Here is a 17,654-nt window from a genome sequence, read left to right as displayed (position 1 = left end):
ATGGCTTTAACTTCGTTCTCTTGCGGCTGATCGGGCGCGTTCTTGAGCGGAATGACTGAGTGCCGCTTCAGCAGCCCGGAATGCCAGGGCCATGATCGTCATCTGGGGATTGATGCCCGGCGCCTCCGGGATGAGGCTGCCGTCGGCGACGAAAAGATTTTCGATGCCTCGCACCCGTCCGTAACTGTCGACGGCGCAGGCATCTCTATCTTCGCCGGGCGGGCAGCTGGAAAACAGGTGTATGGTCAACAGATTGCTGCGCCGTTTGGGCGGGGGCTTATGCCAGAATTCATGCGCCTGATCGGGGCTCGTCCATCCCTCATGGCCGGATATGCTCGGGAACACCTTGCGGGCATTGGCCGCAAACATGGCCTGGCCAAGGCGGGTGAGAACCTGGCCCAAAGCGATCCAGTCCTCAGGGGCGAGTTTGAAACGGACAAGCGGTTCATTGATACCGGAAAGAGATCTCACCGAGCCAACTCCGCGCGGTCGTATCATCCCGTAATATGAGCCGCAAAAACGCCAGTGCTGCATAAGGTCGCCGCGATTGGCCCAGTCTTCCGCGAGCGAGAGGCCAAAGACCGCCGGCGTGAACACCGACCCACCGATGCGCTGTTCCGGCATGAATTCGGTGACCGCTGCAAGCGGGAGGCGAGACTGATGCGCATCAACGGGGTCATCAAACAGGGCCGTCGCTTTGATGGTCGGATGAACGCGCAGCGTATTGCCAATGCGTTTACGCAGGCCAGAGCGGCGCAAAATCGCAGGTGTATGAATTGCTCCCGCGCAGACAAACACCAAACCCGCCTTTACCCGCAATTGCACGGCTTGTCCGCCGGCATCCAGCGACTGGGCGGTGACTTCTGTAGCGCGTCCTTTATCGAGGTGTATCTTGACCACACGCGCTTGCGCATAAAGTCGCATACTACGGCCCATCGCCTTTGGCAGAAGGGTTACCGCCATGGATTGCTTGGCGCGGCTCGGACAAACAAAAGAACACCGGTTGGCGCCCTTGCAGCCACGCTGTCCCCGCTTCAGCTCCGACACTTCCCAGCCGAGCGCTTTACCTCCCTGCTGGAGAATGCCGGTGGCACGTCCGAGCGGACCAGGGGTCCAGCTTGCATTTACCGCCGTCTCCGCACGTTCGTAGTATTGCGCCAGTTCGTCCGGCGTAAAGTTCTCGATTTTGTAAAGCTTGCGCCATTGATCAATGAGATCATCATCAGCTCGCTGGGTGATACCGCTGTTGATTTCTGTTCCTCCCCCAACGCAGCGGCCTTCCGCATAAGCGATGGGGGGCTGCCCGATCGCGGCCGTCAATCCGCCGTTACGCCAGGCTGCCGCGAATGCATCACTTGCGAGAGGAGAAGCCGATGACGCCGGAACGTGCTTGCCTTCTTCAAGCATGATCACGCACAAGCCGGCAGCTGTCAGTACATCTGCAACGCTGGCACCGCCCGCACCGGAGCCGATGATCACCGCATCCGCTTCCAACTGCCGTTCGCTGGTTCGACAAAAACTGCTTTTCATGTGCAACGCCTCGAGTGCTGGGCACGCCGTGCGGAAAACAGCTTTGTCGCCACGGGGGTCTGCTCATAAAATGCAAGCAGCGTCATCGAGCGGTAAAGGCGCAGGACGGAACCGAGGGGACCGGGCAAATTCTGCAGGAAACGGTAGAACTTGTCTGCGCGGTTCGCGCGTGTCAGCGGACCGCCTGCACCGGCTGTAATCAACACAACGCCAAGGCTCAGGAAGATCGAAAGGCTTTTGACCGCCAAGCGAATATGAAAGGGGGCACCTGCAAGGGAACGCGTGACCTCTCGGACGACCTCAGTAACTACGGCTGCCTTTTCGTCCCCGTCGAGTAGTGGCCAGAAAGGCGTCATCGTTGTAACAATCACTCGATCGAACGTCATTTCAGCCCGCTCGAGCCAGAAAGATAATCCCCACCAGCACAAGGGCAAGGCCGATCCATTTGTATGGGGGAAACGGTTCTCCAAAAACACAATATGATGCAACTATCAGCATCGCGAATCCGGAGCCTGCCAAAATAGGATAAGCGATGGACACTTCCATGGAATCGAGAGCCTTCGCAAACAACACCACGTTGACGCCGTAAAATGCCAGTCCGCCTATAAAGCTCATTGAAAAAAAACTTGTCGGCCAGTCCGGCATCGGCAGGCAGCGAGGCGCGGCTCCATTTCAGCAATATATTGCCGATACAGGAATTCAGGCCTGCAGCAAGTACCAGGATGATGGGCAGAGCGTTCATCCCGGCATCATCCGCAGCACGCGGGGAAGCAGTGCTAGGATCTGCTGTTTGACTGGCGAGCTATGGTGTGACGCTACTGCTTTCGAGAGAGAGGCCTTGTTTGACTGGTACCAATCATAGGATTCAATGATCATCTGCGAATTTGAATACCTTGGTGCGTAACCAAGTTCTTGTTCGGCTTTTGAAATGTCGAAATACATAGGTCGCCCGTACATCAGCGAATGGTACGGCCCCAGAGGAGAAAGGCCGAGCGCGCTTGCCACGTTCGCTACTCGTTCAGTCGGCCCCATCGGAATGGACTTGATCCGGCTCCCGGTTCCGGCATGATCGATTACAACCTGAAGAAGTTCCCGCATCGTACCGAATTCGGCAGCACCAATATTGTATATGGCAAACCCTTTCACATTCGATGCTGCAATACATGCCGATGCTAGGTCATCCGAGTGCACGAACTGATACTTGTTGTTCCCGCCAGCCAGCACTGGAATATCGAGGCCGCGTTCAATCCAGTCAAAGAGGATTTGAACGACGCCCAACCGCCCATGTCCGAGAATAGTGCGAGGACGCACAATCGCCACATCCAGGCCGTGACGCCACACTGCTTCCTTACAGATAACTTCTCCCGCAAGCTTCGCCCGTCCATAATCTTCCGCCGGGCGCGGTTCTGTCTCTTCTGTTACCGGGTTCGATCTCGGCGCGCCGAAGACGGCGCTCGAGGACGTATAGACGAACTTTTTGACTCCAGCCGCGATTGCTGCGTCAACAATAATCCGAGTGCCGTCCCTGTTCACAGACCAGAATAGGTCTATGTCCTTGGCCAAAGGGACTTGCGCAACATTGTGGAACACCTTGCTCATGCCGGTCATTGCTTGTTGTACCGCGTTTCGGTCCAGGATTGTCCCTTTGATAAATTCCAGGTCAGGATGGCTCATGCTTGGGGGATTGAGGTCGAAGACGCGAACGGCGGTTCCTTGCTCAAGCAACTGTTTGCTCAACAATTCCCCGAAATATCCCGAGCCGCCGGTAACGAGAGCTGTGTTCACTTTCCTGACCCACAAACATTGACAGGACCCCAAGAACCGCCGGAAACAGCGCTTGTAAATGCAGTTAGTATTGCAGCTGACCACCGTCCCAAGTGCAACGGCGGCTCCTTAGAACGTGAGTTTGAAGCCGGCCGATAGGGTAAAGGCGTAAAGGTCCATGCCGGCGGCTTTCTTGTAGAAATTGGCTCCCACTGGCTTCATCGACCTGTCGTACCGGGTCACGTCGCCTTTCTCGCGGAAATACTTATCGAAGTTGCCGGCCAGGAAGAGACTGACGCGATCGTTCACCTGATAATCCGCTCTTGCGCCGACTAAAACGAAGGGCTGCGTGCCAAACGCTTCTTTGTAAAGCACGGCCGGCCAGTGATGGTCGATATCACTGGCGTCGACGCTGAAGCCGCCGCGCAGCAAACCCAATAAAGTCCAATCGCCGACTTTCGTGGTCACTTCTGCGCCGAGGAAAACGCCCGGATACCGCTGTTCGTAGCTGATCTTGCGTTCGCCGGGCTCAAAGATGATGTTTTTGTTTCGAAAGCCTCCGTCACTGCTCGTGAATGTGCCGCCATAAGCGGTCCACTTCACGTTGGTGTACCTGAAGCCGCCATGCAGGTTGACGGTCGTGGCATCGTTGATCGCGAAGTCTCGACCGGCGGCGATGTCGACATTGATGTAACGGTCAAGCCTGGTGTCGGGGCTGATATATCGAGACGACCAGTCCCCCCGATCAAAGCCCCAAGGTTCCTCCCAATCATAGTCCTCCATGTGGCTATCGCCAGAAAAGCCGGTAACGGCCCCAGCTGAGATGGTCCAGCTGTCAACAAGCTCAGCCTTGAAGCCCATCGTCAGAACTGGCGCAGCGGTTTCCCAGATCAAGTGGCTGATACGCTTGCCCGCCGAGTCGTAAACAAGCTCATTACCCTTGAGCCAAGTGTACCCCAAACCCATGACGAGGCTGCTGTCGGGCACGGCATAGCTGGTTTCCTCCGCCGCTATGGCGACTGTAGAAGTTGCGCAGAAGGCTCCGAAAACAAAGACCCCGAATGATGATGTGAAGCTAATCGTGACGGCGGCGGTGCGCGCCTTTGGCCGCACGGAGTACTTCCAATTTCTAGCCAGCATCGCTGCTCCGCGTTGTTGCCGATTGCCCGCCTGCAGGATCACGTCATGGGGATGTGTTTGATGCGGAATAGAACCGGACGCTGCTGTGTCGGCCACGTTTCGCGCGTGCCGCCCGCGTGCTTTTTGCAGACATAAGCCGATGTGGAGTGTCATTTGCCCCTTTCCTGAAGGTTGATAGCGCCGGCAAGGGCCCCTTCTGTTGCCCCTCTTCGACGAGGGCCTAAACAGGTTACCTGTCCTTTCCGAGAAACCACACGGGCGCAGCCGGCAAGGTGGGCTGATGTGAAACTTTCACCGGCTCAATTCACGGGCGCGAGCGCATCTTCTGCGAGCTATCCTGGAATGATTCCTCTTCCTCTGCGCAGCGCTGCCCATGGCGGAGCATAGACTGTGCCACACGGCAACATTGTTTTAAAACAATGAGATCGCATTCATGGCGCCTTATTCTATGTCCGACATTGTCGAGGGTGCGACACTGCGGTTAATCGATCCGAGGAGGCGCGGTCCTCCACCCGTCCGAGGCCGAAGCAATGCCGATGTACGAGCTTCGACCTCCTGCGTTGAACGGATGCCACGTCGACCCATCGACCATCACGCAATACCGACGGCTTTCATGCCGGGTCGGGGCCGGGGAGCGCCGGTTTCACCCGATCGTAATCGAGCGCTTGCCATCCTGTCCGACGCTGACGCAGAAAATCGGCCGAGCGACATGGGCTGACTGTTTCGCACAAGACGGTTTACAAATGGATGTCGGATGCAGCGCGCGCGTCTTATCGGCTGCGGTTGCGCCGGGAGTCCTTTGGCGAGCCGCTTAAGACGGTTGGTCATCGCCGGCGGTGTTTGAATAGACAGTAGAGTGTGTGTTCTCGCCCAATTGCAATAGTCGATCTGTGCGGATCTCCGCACAGATTTGCGTTGTACGCTCCAGCGCTCGAGAAAAAACGCAGCTATCACAGGGCCTATGAGGGCCCTGGTCAGTTGGCACGGCCCTTGCCGGATAGCTCCACAAGGCAGCGCGCTGCTGCCGATCTTCGGAAAATTGGCCCGGGGAGGCCCGGCACGTCGCCGGACTGGGCGCGCGCCCTAAGTGGAGGATATCACATGATTATCGAACATTCCGCGGAGGTCCGCGGCAAGACACCCTTTTACCGCCATCTCTATGTCCAGGTCCTGGCGGCGATCGCCGCGGGCATTCTGCTCGGACATTTCTATCCCGAGCTCGGTACTCAGCTGAAGCCGCTCGGCGACGCCTTCATCAAGCTCGTCAAGATGATCATCGCGCCGGTGATCTTCCTGACGGTCGCGACCGGCATCGCCGGCATGACCGATCTCGCCAAGGTCGGCCGCGTCGCCGGCAAGGCGATGATCTACTTCCTGACCTTCTCCACGCTGGCGCTCGTGATCGGCCTCATCGTCGCCAATGTCGTGCAACCGGGTGCGGGTATGCATATCGATCCGGCCTCGCTCGACGCGAAGGCGATCAGCACCTATGCGGCGAAGGCGCATGAGCAGTCGGTCACCGGCTTCCTGATGAACATCATTCCGACGACGCTCGTCGGCGCCTTCGCCGAGGGCGACATCCTGCAGGTGCTGTTCATCTCGGTGCTCTTCGGCATTTCGCTCGCGATCGTCGGCAAGAAGGCCGAGCCGGTCGTCGATTTCCTGCAGGCGCTGACGCTGCCGATCTTCCGGCTGGTGGCGATCTTGATGAAGGCCGCCCCGATCGGCGCCTTCGGCGCCATGGCGTTTACCATCGGCAAGTACGGCGTCGCCTCGATCGCCAACCTCGCCATGCTGATCGGCACCTTCTATCTGACCTCGTTCCTGTTCGTCTTCGTCGTGCTCGGCGCGGTGGCGCGCTACAACGGCTTCTCGATCGTGGCACTGATCCGCTACATCAAGGAGGAGCTGCTGCTGGTGCTCGGCACATCGTCCTCGGAGGCGGCATTGCCGGGCCTCATGAACAAGATGGAGAAGGCCGGCTGCAAGCGTTCGGTCGTCGGTCTCGTCATTCCGACCGGCTATTCCTTCAACCTCGACGGCACCAATATCTACATGACGCTGGCGGCGCTCTTCATCGCCCAGGCGACCGACACGCCGCTCTCCTACGGCGACCAGATCCTGCTGTTGCTCGTCGCCATGCTGAGTTCGAAGGGGGCGGCCGGCATCACCGGCGCCGGCTTCATCACGCTCGCCGCAACGCTCTCCGTCGTTCCGTCCGTGCCGGTCGCCGGCATGGCGCTGATCCTCGGCATCGACCGCTTCATGTCGGAATGCCGCGCAATTACCAATATTGTCGGTAATGCGGTTGCGACGCTGGTGGTGGCGAAGTGGGAAGGAGAGCTCCACCAGGCGCAGCTTTCCGCCGTGCTTGCAGGCGAAGCGCCGGTTGAACCCAACCCGACAGTCGCCCAGCCAGCCGAGTAATGCCTCCCAGGGCAACTGCCGCACACTCGTGCGGATCGGCGCGGTCTGGTTTCCCAGATCGCGCCCATTTTGTTGTTTATCCGCCAGCGAAGGCCATGTTGGCCGCCATTCAAACGCCTGCGCCGCATTGTCGGCAGCACACGCCTGGTTCTCGTCGCCGAGTTTCATATACACTCGATGTCGCGCTTTGACCTGGGGACCAAGGCATCTCCTGCTTCCAACGCCGCAGCCGACCGAGGAGACGATATCGATGTTCGCGTCGTAACCGGCTTGGTCGCGTCATAAAGTATGCTCACACGCACTCTTCGCTCGTTGGCAGCGTACAAGCTGGCCAAATAGAAGAGTGAAAGCAACACCGCTGACATGGCCGATAGTGCAGGACTAATCTTTATGCTGTAAAAACTCAAAGCGTACGCGGAATTGTTGCTCTTCTCCTGGGGCGAGATTGACATTATATTCCCGCTCGTCAAATGGAATGCGTCTGCCCTCTATGTCACCGTGACCCGTGCATGGTTCCAATGCCAGAAAGTCCTGCTGTGGGAGAGACCATACAACCCAGTGACGTGCATCTGGCGCATCGATTCTAATTGTTACCTTCTCTCCAACAAGAGACAGCCTTTTACTGTTCGCATTTAAAAAACAAAGGGCCTCATTTTGGAAAAGACTTTCATTTAGATGAAGGCGACGTCCGTTGAATGAAATTTTCCGTTTATTACCTTGAATTAGCCCCTGGGAAGATATGCACGGGACGAGAGGGGATTCCGATTTATCAAATTGCAGCCGCCAGCTATCTTTGCGGGAAGACAGTAACGGCCACCTGAAGCCCGGATGTATTCCGACGGAATAAGGGAGGAATGCACTGTAGGACTTGTTTTTTACTGATATATCAATGTTCAGTTTACTATCTACAATTTTATACGTAATCCTGAATAGGAAATAAAAGGGAAACATTGTTTTCGTGAATTCATCGTCAGATGTTTCCAATGTCACCTCACTTTCTGAGTTGAAAACCACGTCAAATTCCTGCATCCTGATAAAGCCATGAACAGGCATCGGATAATATTGTCCTTTTATTTCGGCAATCGAACACTCACTCCATCCGCATGAAGGGAACATCAGGGGACAAGTTTGGTTCCAACCTGGTGAGCCTCGCGGCCAAAGGAGGTCGTTTGCACCAACCTGCCACCCAATTAGCTCTGCTCCTTTTCGGTTGACAACTGCCTGTGCAATACCGGAACGAATAACGACAGCATCATGCATGAATGTTGCTTCCTTGGAACCTTCGAAATCGGCAGCCAGGCGTCCTAAATCCATTCAGGAGCGCCGGTGCTATATTTCCCGCCCGGCGGGTACTGACCGCTCGAAAGCTCGCAAGAAGGAGCGGCATTTCAGAATCCATCATTAATCATGCGTCGTGAACGCAGGTGATCCGAGTAATATCGTCTGCACTCAACGCTCAAAGGGACTGGACAGCACAGTTTCCGGGCTTGTTTTCGAGCAATTCGCTTCGACGAAACAAAGAGCTTGGTTCTTTCAGTGACTTGGACCCATTTGTGGGGAAAACGCTCTAACGAGCAGCCCTGATCAGCCTCTCAGCAAGTCCTGTCTTTCGAGCAATGACCTCGGATCCTTCATAGGAAAGGTGACCGCTGTCTCGGTAGAGGAACTTGCCGTCGATCTCGGTCCTGCATGTCGTCTCGTCGCAGAGAAAGTCGTGGTAAGAGATAACCCCTACGTCAGCCTTCGAGGCCACCTGGTTCAAGAGCTCGAGAGTGCGGGATCGCATTCGAAGGTAATCGCCGATATATATTTTGCAATCACTGTATCGCCCGAGAATAACACTCCCCCTCGCCTTTCGCTCAAGGCAATCGGCGATATCGAAGCTTGCGACTGGCGGAGGAGCAACAACGACCACTCGCCTGCCCAAGGCGCGAACGGCCTCGACGAGAGCCTTGATACCTTCGGCGGCTCCATCTACCGAAGCTTCAATCTCCGCAAACGTATCATCGCTCCTCTTGAGCAGCATAAAGTCCTTCGATACGGCGGTGGCAAAGGGGCTTGAAATGACAACGGTTCCTATCTCCGGCCGGTCTTTCAGGATACCCAAGACACTGTTATTGAAGCGAATACAGTCCTTGCCGAAGCCACGGGAATAGTACGGTACGGTCGCCGAGCTCTTCGAGAAGGCAGCGACACCTATGGCGGGGAAGCACCCGCTCATGGTGAGCTGAGCCAGTCCGGCTTTTCCGACGGTCTTGGCCAAGCCGGGAACCAGTGCCATCGCAAACGAATCGCCCCAGACCAGCAATTGTGGTCTGTCCGTCGTCTGGCAGTCTTCCGGAATACCCTGAGGAGGCGATCCGGGACTGAAAACACATGCGCTTCCCAACCCGTAATTGATCCGCCGGATCTGCGCAAAGTCGACCTTGCTCTGCGTTGCGGCGATCGCGACTGAGGGCGAGAAGCCGAGAAGAACGGATACGGCAACGAGTCCTGAGGCCATCCGCCCACGAGACGTGACGAACCCCTGCCGGAATGGCTCCTCAACGAAACGGTGAAGAGCTAAGCTCGCTACAACTGCGAAGGCAACTGCCGCATAGATCGCGAGCGCGGGAGGCTCTGCCAGCCAAACAGCCCGTACATAGACAAGCACCGGCCAATGGATCAGATAGAGCGAGTACGAGATGTCCCCGATCCTTGCCATGCCTCGAACCGCCACATTACCCCTGCTGGGCGACAGCAGGAGGATCAGGGTTGCCAAGCAAACCAATGCGGCATCTACGCCCGGGTGCTGGGAACCAATAGGGGCAATGGGAATAAGGAGGAGAAGCCCGAGCGCCGGGAAGCGCAATGTCGCAAGCTTGGCAGCCAGGCGAGGGCTGGCGGGCAACAAAGCCCCGAGCGAACCAATCGCCATTTCCCAAAAGCGGGTCGGCAAAAGATAAAATGCAGCGGATGGTTCACGGGAGGCCACGTAGAGACATAAAACCAGGCTTGCAACGAGGAGCGAAGTAACTCCTGTGACCCACCATCTCCTGGGAGCCAAGACCAAGAAGGCAGGAAGCAGCAGATAATATTGCTCTTCGACAGCGAGCGACCAGAAATGCAGGAGAGGCTTCGTTTCGGCGGCTCCGCCGAAATAGTCCGACTGAAACCAGAAAACGATGTTCCCGGTGAACGTGAGCGCCCCAACAACCTGAGTGCGGAACTCTCGCAGGCCCACGTCTGACAGGAAGAAAGGCGCAGCGATCGTTGTGAGCGCAATGACGACATAGGCCGCCGGCAAGAGACGCTTCGCACGACGATAATAGAATTCCCAAAAGCTGAACCGTGATTGCTCAAGCTGCGTCCTGACGAGGCCGGTGATCAGAAAGCCCGAAATCACAAAGAAAATATCAACGCCAAGATAGCCCGCTGCGAACGGCTCAACACGGGCATGATAAAGGACGACCAGCAGAACAGCGAGACCCCGCAGGGCCTGGATATCAGCTCGAAAGTTTCGCGGCATAGAAGACCTGATGAAAATCTCGATTTACCTGGATGAACTGAGACTGAGCATGTTGGTAAGCCGTAACTGTCCGCAGCAAGGATGGGAAACGAGTGCCGTTCGGGTTCATTCGCTGGATTGATTTCGGCCGGTCAGCCGCTTAGTCGCTCACAATTAAGAAGTCGCCGGCAGCAGGTGTCGGTGTACTTGATTTCGGTCAATTGGTGTTCTTCTAATGAAGCATGTCCGATAATTCGTAAAATCGATTGTTTGGATGACATCCATCCACGTTATGGAACGCTTGCAAACGCCTTGATCTCATCACCCTGTCGCGCTCGACACTCTGCCGGGGGCCTCACGGCCGCGGCAAGAACTCCGGCTGCCATCACGCGTCATCTCCCGCAGCGCGCCTCCGCCAAAAGGCCTCGATCGCCTGTGTCTGGAGCTTCGGACGCATTCGCTGGACCAACAATCACCGCTACGACTTCCGCACCCGGGACCTCGGCTCGGCATGCCGGGTTACGGCCGCTGGATGCTGTGGCGGAGGGTTAGAAGCAGAGTGAGCTGTGTATCGCACCGCAGGACAGCGCCGCCGCAAGCACGCTCAAGAGGGCTTTCATCCATTGTGCGACGGCGTGACGGACTTGGCGGACCAGTTCTTTGGCATGTTGACGCGCGGTTGACTCCGACCAAAGAAAACCGAGTGTTGAAAGGTGAACTTATCCAGGTCGAAAAGGCTCTAACGAGCAGCCCTGATCAGCCTCTCAGCAAGTCCTGTCTTTCGAGCGATGACCTCGGATCCTTCATAGGAAAGGTGACCGCTGTCTCGGTAGAGGAACTTGCCGTCGATCTCGGTCTTGCATGTCGTGTCGTCACAGAGAAAGTCGTGGTAAGAGATAACCTCTACGTCAGCCTTCGAGGCCACCTGGTTCAAGAGCTCGAGAGTGCGGGATCGCATTCGAAGATAATCGCTGACATATATTTTGCAATCACTGTAGCGCCCGAGCATAACACTTCCCCTCGCCTTTCGCTCAAGGCAATCGGCGATATCGAAGCTCGCGACTGGCGGAGGAGCAACAACGACCACTCGCCTGCCCAAGGCGCGAACGGCCTCGACGAGAGCCTTGATACCCTCGGCGGCTACATCTTTCGAAGTTTCAACCTCCGTGAACGTACCATCACGCCTGTTAAGCAGCATGAAGTCGTTGGATACAGGGGCGTCAAATGGGCTTGAAATTGCAACGGTTCTTATTTCCGGGCGACTTTTCAGGATAGCCAAAACACTGTCATTGAAGCGAATACAGTCTTCGCCGAAAGCACGGGGATAGGGAGACGCTGCCCGCCTCGAGAAGGCAGCAACACCAATGGCGGGGAGGCACCCGCTCATGGTGAGCTGAACCAGTCCGGCTTTTCCAACTGTCTTGGCCAGGCCGGGAACCAATGCCATGGCAAATGAATCGCCCCAGACCAGTAATTGTGGTCTGTCCATCGTCTGGCAGGCCTCCGGAATACCCTGAGGGGGCGATCCACGCGTGATATCACATGCTTTCCCCAGACCGTAATTGATCCGCCGGACGTCGGAAAAGCCAGGCCTGCTTTCGGTTGCGCCAAGGTCGACTGACGGGGCCAAACTGAGAAGAGCCGTTGCGGCAACGAGTCCTGAGGCCATCCGCCCACGAGACGTGACGAACCCCTGCCGGAATGGCTCCTCAACGAAACGGTGAAGAGCTAAGCTCGCTACAACTGAGAAGGCAACTGCCGCACAGATCGCAAGCGCGGGAGGCTCCGCCACCCAAGCAGCCCGAACATAGACAAGCACTGGCCAATGGATCAGATAGAGCGAGTACGAGATGTCCCCGATCCTTGCCATGCCTCGAACCGCGACATTATTCCAGGGGGGTGCAAGCAGGAGGATCAGGGTTGCCAAGCAAACCAATGCGGCATCCACGATCGGGTTTTGCAAACCAGAAGGTCCAAAGGGAATAAGAAGGAGAAGCCCGAGCGCCGGGAAGCGCAATGTCGCAAGCTTGGCAGCCAGGCGAGGGCTGGCGGGAAGCAAAGCCCCGAGCGAACCAATCGCCATTTCCCAAAAGCGGGTCGGCAAAAGATAAAATGCAGCTGATGGGTGACGAAAGGCCACGTAGAGACATAGCGCCACACTTGCAACGAGGAGCGAAGTAACTCCTGAAAGCCACCATTTCCTGGAAACCAAGGCCAAAAAAGCAGGGAGCAGCAGATAATACTGTTCTTCGACAGCGAGCGACCAGAAATGCAGGAGAGGCTTCGTTTCGGCGGCTCCGCCGAAATAGTCCGACTGAGTCCAGAGAACGACGTTGCCGGTGAACGTGAGCGCCCCGAGGACCTCAGTACGGAACTCCCGAAGGCCCACGTCTGACAGGAAGAAAGGCGCAACGATCGTTGTGAGCGCAATGACGACATAGGCCGCCGGCAACAGACGCTTCGCACGACGATAATAGAATTCCCAAAAGCTGAATCGTGATTGCTCAAGCTGCGTCCTGACGAGGCCGGTGATCAGAAAGCCCGAAATCACGAAGAAAATATCAACGCCGAGATAACCGAACGGCCCGATATGGGCATGATAAAGGACGACCAGCAAAACAGCGAGACCCCGCAGGGCCTGGATATCGGCTCGAAAGTCTCGTGGCATTAGAGGACCTGATAAAATTCTCGATTCGAGTGGACCAGCTGAAAGGTCGTACTCAGCCAGCGCTGCCCGCAGCAATATCAAAGCAATTCCGTCCCTTAGGCTTGCGGCGTGCTGTCGATGTAGTTGATTTCCTTCATTGATGTCCTTCTAATGAGGGCTGCCGACTAGTTCGTAAAATCGATTATTTGGATGGGCCAAATCCGCGCTATGGATAGATGAAGGCGTTTCGTTAAGCTGTTGGCCCCCCGCAACGATTTTGTTATCGTGGTCGTTGTGGACTGGACGTGTGTTCATAAGCAGCTGCGAGCATGCGCGAAGGATCCGTTATATTTAGAGGGGCTTTGCCGATCGTACGAGCGCGCAGCGGGTTCCAGAGCGGCGGCCCGTTCTGCGCAGCTTTGAGGTTTCGTCAAATGTACGCCGCACCCCAACTGGCGTTATATCTCCGCCCGGCGCGGCGTCGAACTCCTGCGAACTTTCCCGGCCTGACGCTGGTAGTCACGAGGGTTCCTGGCTGCACCACGAAACGGTCAATCGCGCCACTCAAACTCGACCATTAGGGCCGAGAATTATGCTGTTGGATTGAACGAATGTCACTGTTACGGAGTGGCAGGGCCCGGTTGGCCCTCGCCCTGCCCCGACATCGAGAGCTCCTCCACCACGTGAAGAGCCGCGAGTTGGACGACCTGTTCGAAGCTTATGCTGTAGCGGCCGAGACGCTCGAACGGCGCCGAAGGGAAATTCCTCATCGCAACGAGCGGATAGTTGAATACCTGGATTTATGTCTCGATATCCAAGCCGATGTTTTAGCACTCTTGGAAAAGCTGAAGGCTGCGGGGACTGGGCCAACGTAATGTTCAGCTCAGCAACGCCCTCCCTTTCGCCACCGATGACGGCTGTGTGCGAAACCCTGGGCGTTGCCCGAGCAGACATTGCCGAGCGCGTGAAGCAATCCCTGCTGGAGGAGATCAAGGCCGATCATTGCCGATATGCCGACTTATGGCTATCGCCGCGTTCATGCCATCATGCGCCGCAACGCCCGCGCTGATGGCTGCTCATGGCCAAACGCTAAACGCGTCTATCGGGTGATGAAGCTGCGGGGCCTTCTTCTGGAGCGGCACACCGGCGACATTGATGCTCGCCGCCATGAGGGTAAAGTCGCGGTTGAACGGTCGAACCTCAGATGGTGGTCCGACGGCTTCGAGATGGCTGCGACAACAGGGAGAAGGTCCGCGTCGGGTCCGCTCTCGACTGCTGTGACCGTGAGGCCATCGCGCGCGTCGCCACACCCGAAGGGATCAAGAGCGAGGAACGTTCAGGCCTTGGTCATCACCGCTGTCGAGAACCGCTTCGGTGGCATCAACATCCTTCCAAAGCCCTCCAAATGGCTGACGGACAACGGCTCGTGCTTCATCGCCAAGGACACCAAATCGCTGCTGCGGGATAGTGGCATTGAGCCGTGCCCGACACCGGTTCGTATCGGTGGCCCCCTCCACCCAGGAAGGCAAAAACAAATTCGCTTTGGGGAACGCCCGGTTGGGAGCACCCATTCCAGTCACCTCGAAGCACGGTGACCCCTCGGGCTTACTGCAGCGGTAGCTGAACGATCGAAGCATCGAAGCAGCCGCTAACGTAAAGCCATTTTGAGCGAAACTCCCATGACGGGACGAAGCCCGAGTGGGAGAGCAAGTTCGTCTCCACTCAGGACCAACGATTGAAAAAACTGAACGCTACCGATCATGCCGTCGCAATGTTATAATAAGCGTGGCCATATATCATTGGCCTAAATTAAGAGCTCGTTGGTCCCCCAAAACCACTTCGGGCTCCCTTTTTTCTTCGATGACCTTAACTCTCGCCCTCACCGCGTCGATCATAACCTGTCGGATGGAGCGCAATTCCGAAAATCAGGACGGCTTTGGTCGAGAGCTAAACACTGTCGTGCCGTCGAGCCGCTCTCTGACCCACCTGAACGATGCATGCCGCAGCTTCCTCCCGGCGCGATATTCAATCCCGGCGATGAGCAGCGGTCCGGCGAAGAGGGCATTGGCTCAGGCTTACAGTCGACTCCCTTCGACATATCAAACGGGTTTCACCTCCGCCGAGATGTGCCATACTTTCCGCGCGGTTAGCGACGCGAACTGAAGGATGTCTGCGAGCCCGCTTACTCGCCCGACGAAAGTGTCCTTCGTACCGAAACCCCCACGGAGAACTTCCGCAAGAAACTGCGCGCTCACATGCAACGTGTCGGTTGGCGCATGCGCACAGTCGCCGTTCGACCTGAACTCATACACTTAAAATACGCCCCTTCCGACCATCCATTGCCTGGATGTGTTCCAATCCAAAGATTCGATTTTGCCGATCTTAAGGGATGTTGCATTAGGACAACCACGCCGCGAGCGCAGGTGGATCAAATGCTGCCGACTGCGAAACGAATTTGAGACGTGGACGCAAGCCCGGCAGCCGGGATCTCCGCGATGGCGAACGCGCGATCCTCGCGAACGGTGCGACCATTCACGTCGCCGATGTCGAATGCTTGATCGACCGGCTCGCCCGGGTTTCGGGACCTGTTGTGCGCCATTCGCCTGGACGAAGTCGCGGGGGCAGGAAGTTCTAACAGCACGAAAGGCAATTGAATGCATAGCTCCGCTCACCCTGATCCGAAGGACCTCGAAGCGATCGCCCGCAGCGGCGGGAAGATCCGCCGAATAGCTGCCCGAGTTCCTACGTATCTTACGGATGTTCGGGAGAACCCGGCTTGGCTGCCGATGTTCCTATTGGCGCGCTTGATGCCGTTCCGCAAGGCGCATTGGCAAACGGCAAGACCAGTGGTGCGGGAAAAGAGTGTTACGCCTTCCATTTTTGGCGACCTCCAGGCGGAAGCGATCGCGGCGGAACTGAGAAGAACGGGTATGTTTGCGGGCCTGACCCTGCCTGGCCCAATTCACAAGGCAATTGCGCGCTTCGGGCATGAAACCCCTTGCTTCGGCAATTTCGAACGCAGGCTCGAGTTCTTGGCGGGCGATCATGCCGAAGCTGAGCGTCGCTTCGGCCGGACTATTCTGAGCGGCCATCATTATGAACGGATTCTGCAATGCGACGCCGCCGTAGCCGTGCAGCAAGACCCGCTACTTCTCGATGTGGCAAGGCACTATCTCGGCGGCGAAGCCCGTTTGATCACGACCCGGACGTGGTGGAGCTTCCCGACCCGAAATGCCTCAGACGCGGATCTCAGCCGTGCTTCCTTCAAGTTCCACTTCGACCTCGATGACTGGCGAATGCTGAAATTTTTCTTCTATCTGTCCGACGTCGATGCCGCTTCCGGCCCTCATGTTTATATGCGGGGCAGCCATAATCGCCGACGCTTGAAGCATCAACTGACGCTGCTCGTCGGTCATCCCGCCGAGGAAGTTCTGGACTTCTACGGCGAAGAAAACGCCATCACATTGACCGGCAAGGCGGGCACAGGCTTCGTCGAAGATCCATTTGGCTTCCACATGGGCACGTTGGCAAAACAGAAGCCGCGTCTGATGATGGAGGTCGGATTTGGTGTCTCGAAACCATCAAAGCGCCGCTACCATGGCGAGCCAGTTACATCCTGGCTATAGTAGTCATGCTGATCATGCGGCCAAGTTTAGGGTTCAAAAAATGAATCTTTATCAGCTATACAGGCTTGGCTTCCCGGCGAGAGCGACTCGCTATCGCTGGTGGATCGTAGACGGATAGAACCTAATTAAGGGCGGCCGGCGCCAATCTCGGAATCACGGCGGAAGCAACAGCAGAACCCGATAGGTCAGGGAGGGATACCAACGCGAAATGAACATGGAGAAAAGCATGCTTATTGCGAACCCTGAACAGAAAAAAGCGACGCCCAAACCTGTTGACATTCACGTCGGCCGTCGAATTCGTATGCGGCGAATTTGGATGGAACTGTCACAGACGAGCCTTGCCGAGCAAATCGGGGTAACGTTCCAGCAGGTGCAAAAATATGAGAAGGGCACCAATCGAGTCGGAGCGAGTCGCCTGCAACAGATCGCCGACGCGCTGGAGGTGCCGCCATCTTACTTCTTCGAAGAAATGCCGGGCGCCGGCACGAACGGCGTCGAAAGCGGCGCCGTGAAGTCCCAAATTCAATCTGAAATTATCGACTTCGCGTCGAGCGACGAGGGGCTCGCACTGATTAAGGCCTTCTCCCGTATCGGGGATGCGAACGTCAGAAGCCGGGCCATCGGCCTCTTAAAGGCTCTCGCGGATCGGGATTGATGAAGACCTCGGAAATGTGAGGGCCAAGGAATGAGCAACATCCCACCTGGCCGTATCCTACGCCAAAAGGCAGTTTTGCAAGGGAAATATGCGAAAGGGCGGGAACAGGGCCGTTAGGCGCGCTATAACGCAGGCCAGAAACGTCAACCCTGCATTTTCTGAATCATGATGGAGCACTCCTAAATGCCGCCTGGTTGGAGAGCGGCAGGAGCGCATGTGCCTAAAAGATCCCGCGAAAGCGACTCCGACAGCCGCATCATGAGCAGCCCGCGTACCGGCTCCTTCGCTCCTTCTGAAATCGCCAGAGCGCTCTTGGGGACAAGTGCGCTCCCCGGCCCCTGATTCTCGGCGGCAAAACGCTGTGGTCTAGCATGCCAC

Annotated in this window: 12 protein-coding genes and 1 pseudogene; 5 read left to right on the top strand and 8 right to left on the bottom strand. The window is 56.8% G+C overall.

The genetic code is table 11. From position 1 onward, the window contains the following. Nucleotides 1-6: 6 nt before the first annotated feature. The 5 genes from RHIBR816_RS0130075 to RHIBR816_RS0130055 all read right to left on the bottom strand — a co-directional run bounded on the left by RHIBR816_RS0130075 (nt 7) and on the right by RHIBR816_RS0130055 (nt 4,587). Complete coding sequence (locus RHIBR816_RS0130075; RefSeq protein WP_026187599.1) at nt 7-1,530, bottom strand: GMC family oxidoreductase N-terminal domain-containing protein; 1,524 nt, start codon at nt 1,528-1,530, stop codon at nt 7-9. Then, nucleotides 1,527-1,916 (bottom strand): hypothetical protein, encoded by a 390-nt coding sequence (locus tag RHIBR816_RS0130070; protein ID WP_245262771.1) that lies wholly within the window; start codon nt 1,914-1,916, stop codon nt 1,527-1,529. The genes RHIBR816_RS0130075 and RHIBR816_RS0130070 overlap by 4 nt, the downstream gene beginning before the upstream one ends. Nucleotide 1,917: 1 nt before the next feature. Continuing rightward, nucleotides 1,918-2,145, bottom strand: coding sequence for a multidrug efflux SMR transporter (locus tag RHIBR816_RS38640; protein WP_245262770.1), 228 nt, complete (start codon nt 2,143-2,145; stop codon nt 1,918-1,920). A gap of 123 nt (nt 2,146-2,268) precedes the next feature. Next, a complete protein-coding gene (locus RHIBR816_RS0130060; RefSeq protein WP_018240298.1) occupies nt 2,269-3,315 on the bottom strand; it encodes an NAD-dependent epimerase/dehydratase family protein in 1,047 nt (348 codons plus the stop codon). Between the two features lie 108 nt (nt 3,316-3,423). Beyond that, on the bottom strand, nt 3,424-4,587 hold the full coding sequence (locus RHIBR816_RS0130055; protein WP_018240297.1) for an omptin family outer membrane protease: 1,164 nt from the start codon (nt 4,585-4,587) through the stop codon (nt 3,424-3,426). A gap of 948 nt (nt 4,588-5,535) precedes the next feature. Here RHIBR816_RS0130055 and RHIBR816_RS0130050 point away from each other — a divergent pair. Then, nucleotides 5,536-6,861 carry a dicarboxylate/amino acid:cation symporter gene (locus RHIBR816_RS0130050; RefSeq protein WP_018240296.1) on the top strand — a complete coding sequence of 442 codons (1,326 nt, stop codon included), beginning with the start codon at nt 5,536-5,538 and terminating at the stop codon, nt 6,859-6,861. A 381-nt stretch (nt 6,862-7,242) separates the two neighbouring features. Here the strand turns inward: RHIBR816_RS0130050 and RHIBR816_RS36610 are convergent, their stop codons facing one another. The 3 genes from RHIBR816_RS36610 to RHIBR816_RS0130040 form a co-directional block, all read right to left on the bottom strand. Then, entirely contained in the window at nt 7,243-8,175 is a 933-nt protein-coding gene (locus tag RHIBR816_RS36610) for a hypothetical protein (RefSeq protein WP_084811350.1), read from the bottom strand. Nucleotides 8,176-8,428: 253 nt separating this feature from the next. Next, nucleotides 8,429-10,369 carry an acyltransferase family protein gene (locus RHIBR816_RS0130045; RefSeq protein WP_018240295.1) on the bottom strand — a complete coding sequence of 647 codons (1,941 nt, stop codon included), beginning with the start codon at nt 10,367-10,369 and terminating at the stop codon, nt 8,429-8,431. A 718-nt stretch (nt 10,370-11,087) separates the two neighbouring features. Next, nucleotides 11,088-13,016 carry an acyltransferase family protein gene (locus RHIBR816_RS0130040; RefSeq protein WP_018240294.1) on the bottom strand — a complete coding sequence of 643 codons (1,929 nt, stop codon included), beginning with the start codon at nt 13,014-13,016 and terminating at the stop codon, nt 11,088-11,090. 677 nt (nt 13,017-13,693) lie between these two features. On the opposite strand from RHIBR816_RS0130040, the gene RHIBR816_RS0130035 reads away from it, so the two are divergent. The 4 genes and pseudogenes from RHIBR816_RS0130035 (at nt 13,694) to RHIBR816_RS0130010 (ending at nt 17,276) form a co-directional block, all read left to right on the top strand. Next, nucleotides 13,694-13,870 (top strand): hypothetical protein, encoded by a 177-nt coding sequence (locus RHIBR816_RS0130035; protein WP_245262769.1) that lies wholly within the window; start codon nt 13,694-13,696, stop codon nt 13,868-13,870. Nucleotides 13,871-13,905: 35 nt separating this feature from the next. Continuing rightward, nucleotides 13,906-14,494 (top strand): annotated as a pseudogene (locus RHIBR816_RS36605) (DDE-type integrase/transposase/recombinase); the annotation flags it as partial. Between the two features lie 1,155 nt (nt 14,495-15,649). Then, a complete protein-coding gene (locus RHIBR816_RS0130015; RefSeq protein ID WP_026187597.1) occupies nt 15,650-16,621 on the top strand; it encodes a hypothetical protein in 972 nt (323 codons plus the stop codon). A gap of 226 nt (nt 16,622-16,847) precedes the next feature. Continuing rightward, nucleotides 16,848-17,276: a helix-turn-helix domain-containing protein gene (locus RHIBR816_RS0130010; RefSeq protein WP_026187596.1), complete on the top strand. Its 429-nt coding sequence runs from the start codon at nt 16,848-16,850 to the stop codon at nt 17,274-17,276. Nucleotides 17,277-17,654: the final 378 nt, after the last annotated feature.

This window comes from Ensifer sp. BR816, from assembly GCF_000378985.1.
GTDB lineage: Bacteria > Pseudomonadota > Alphaproteobacteria > Rhizobiales > Rhizobiaceae > Sinorhizobium.
Note: the sequence above shows the minus strand (reverse complement) of the source record. Positions and strands in the feature narration are given on the sequence as shown.

Coding starts and splice junctions, on each gene's coding strand:
- RHIBR816_RS0130075 (WP_026187599.1), bottom strand. CDS start 1,530: ATGAAAAGCAGTTTTTGTCGAACCAGCGAACGGCAGTTGGAAGCGGAT.
- RHIBR816_RS0130070 (WP_245262771.1), bottom strand. CDS start 1,916: ATGACGTTCGATCGAGTGATTGTTACAACGATGACGCCTTTCTGGCCA.
- RHIBR816_RS38640 (WP_245262770.1), bottom strand. CDS start 2,145: ATGAGCTTTATAGGCGGACTGGCATTTTACGGCGTCAACGTGGTGTTG.
- RHIBR816_RS0130055 (WP_018240297.1), bottom strand. CDS start 4,587: ATGACACTCCACATCGGCTTATGTCTGCAAAAAGCACGCGGGCGGCAC.
- RHIBR816_RS0130050 (WP_018240296.1), top strand. CDS start 5,536: ATGATTATCGAACATTCCGCGGAGGTCCGCGGCAAGACACCCTTTTAC.
- RHIBR816_RS36610 (WP_084811350.1), bottom strand. CDS start 8,175: ATGGATTTAGGACGCCTGGCTGCCGATTTCGAAGGTTCCAAGGAAGCA.
- RHIBR816_RS0130045 (WP_018240295.1), bottom strand. CDS start 10,369: ATGCCGCGAAACTTTCGAGCTGATATCCAGGCCCTGCGGGGTCTCGCT.
- RHIBR816_RS0130040 (WP_018240294.1), bottom strand. CDS start 13,016: ATGCCACGAGACTTTCGAGCCGATATCCAGGCCCTGCGGGGTCTCGCT.
- RHIBR816_RS0130015 (WP_026187597.1), top strand. CDS start 15,650: ATGCATAGCTCCGCTCACCCTGATCCGAAGGACCTCGAAGCGATCGCC.
- RHIBR816_RS0130010 (WP_026187596.1), top strand. CDS start 16,848: ATGCTTATTGCGAACCCTGAACAGAAAAAAGCGACGCCCAAACCTGTT.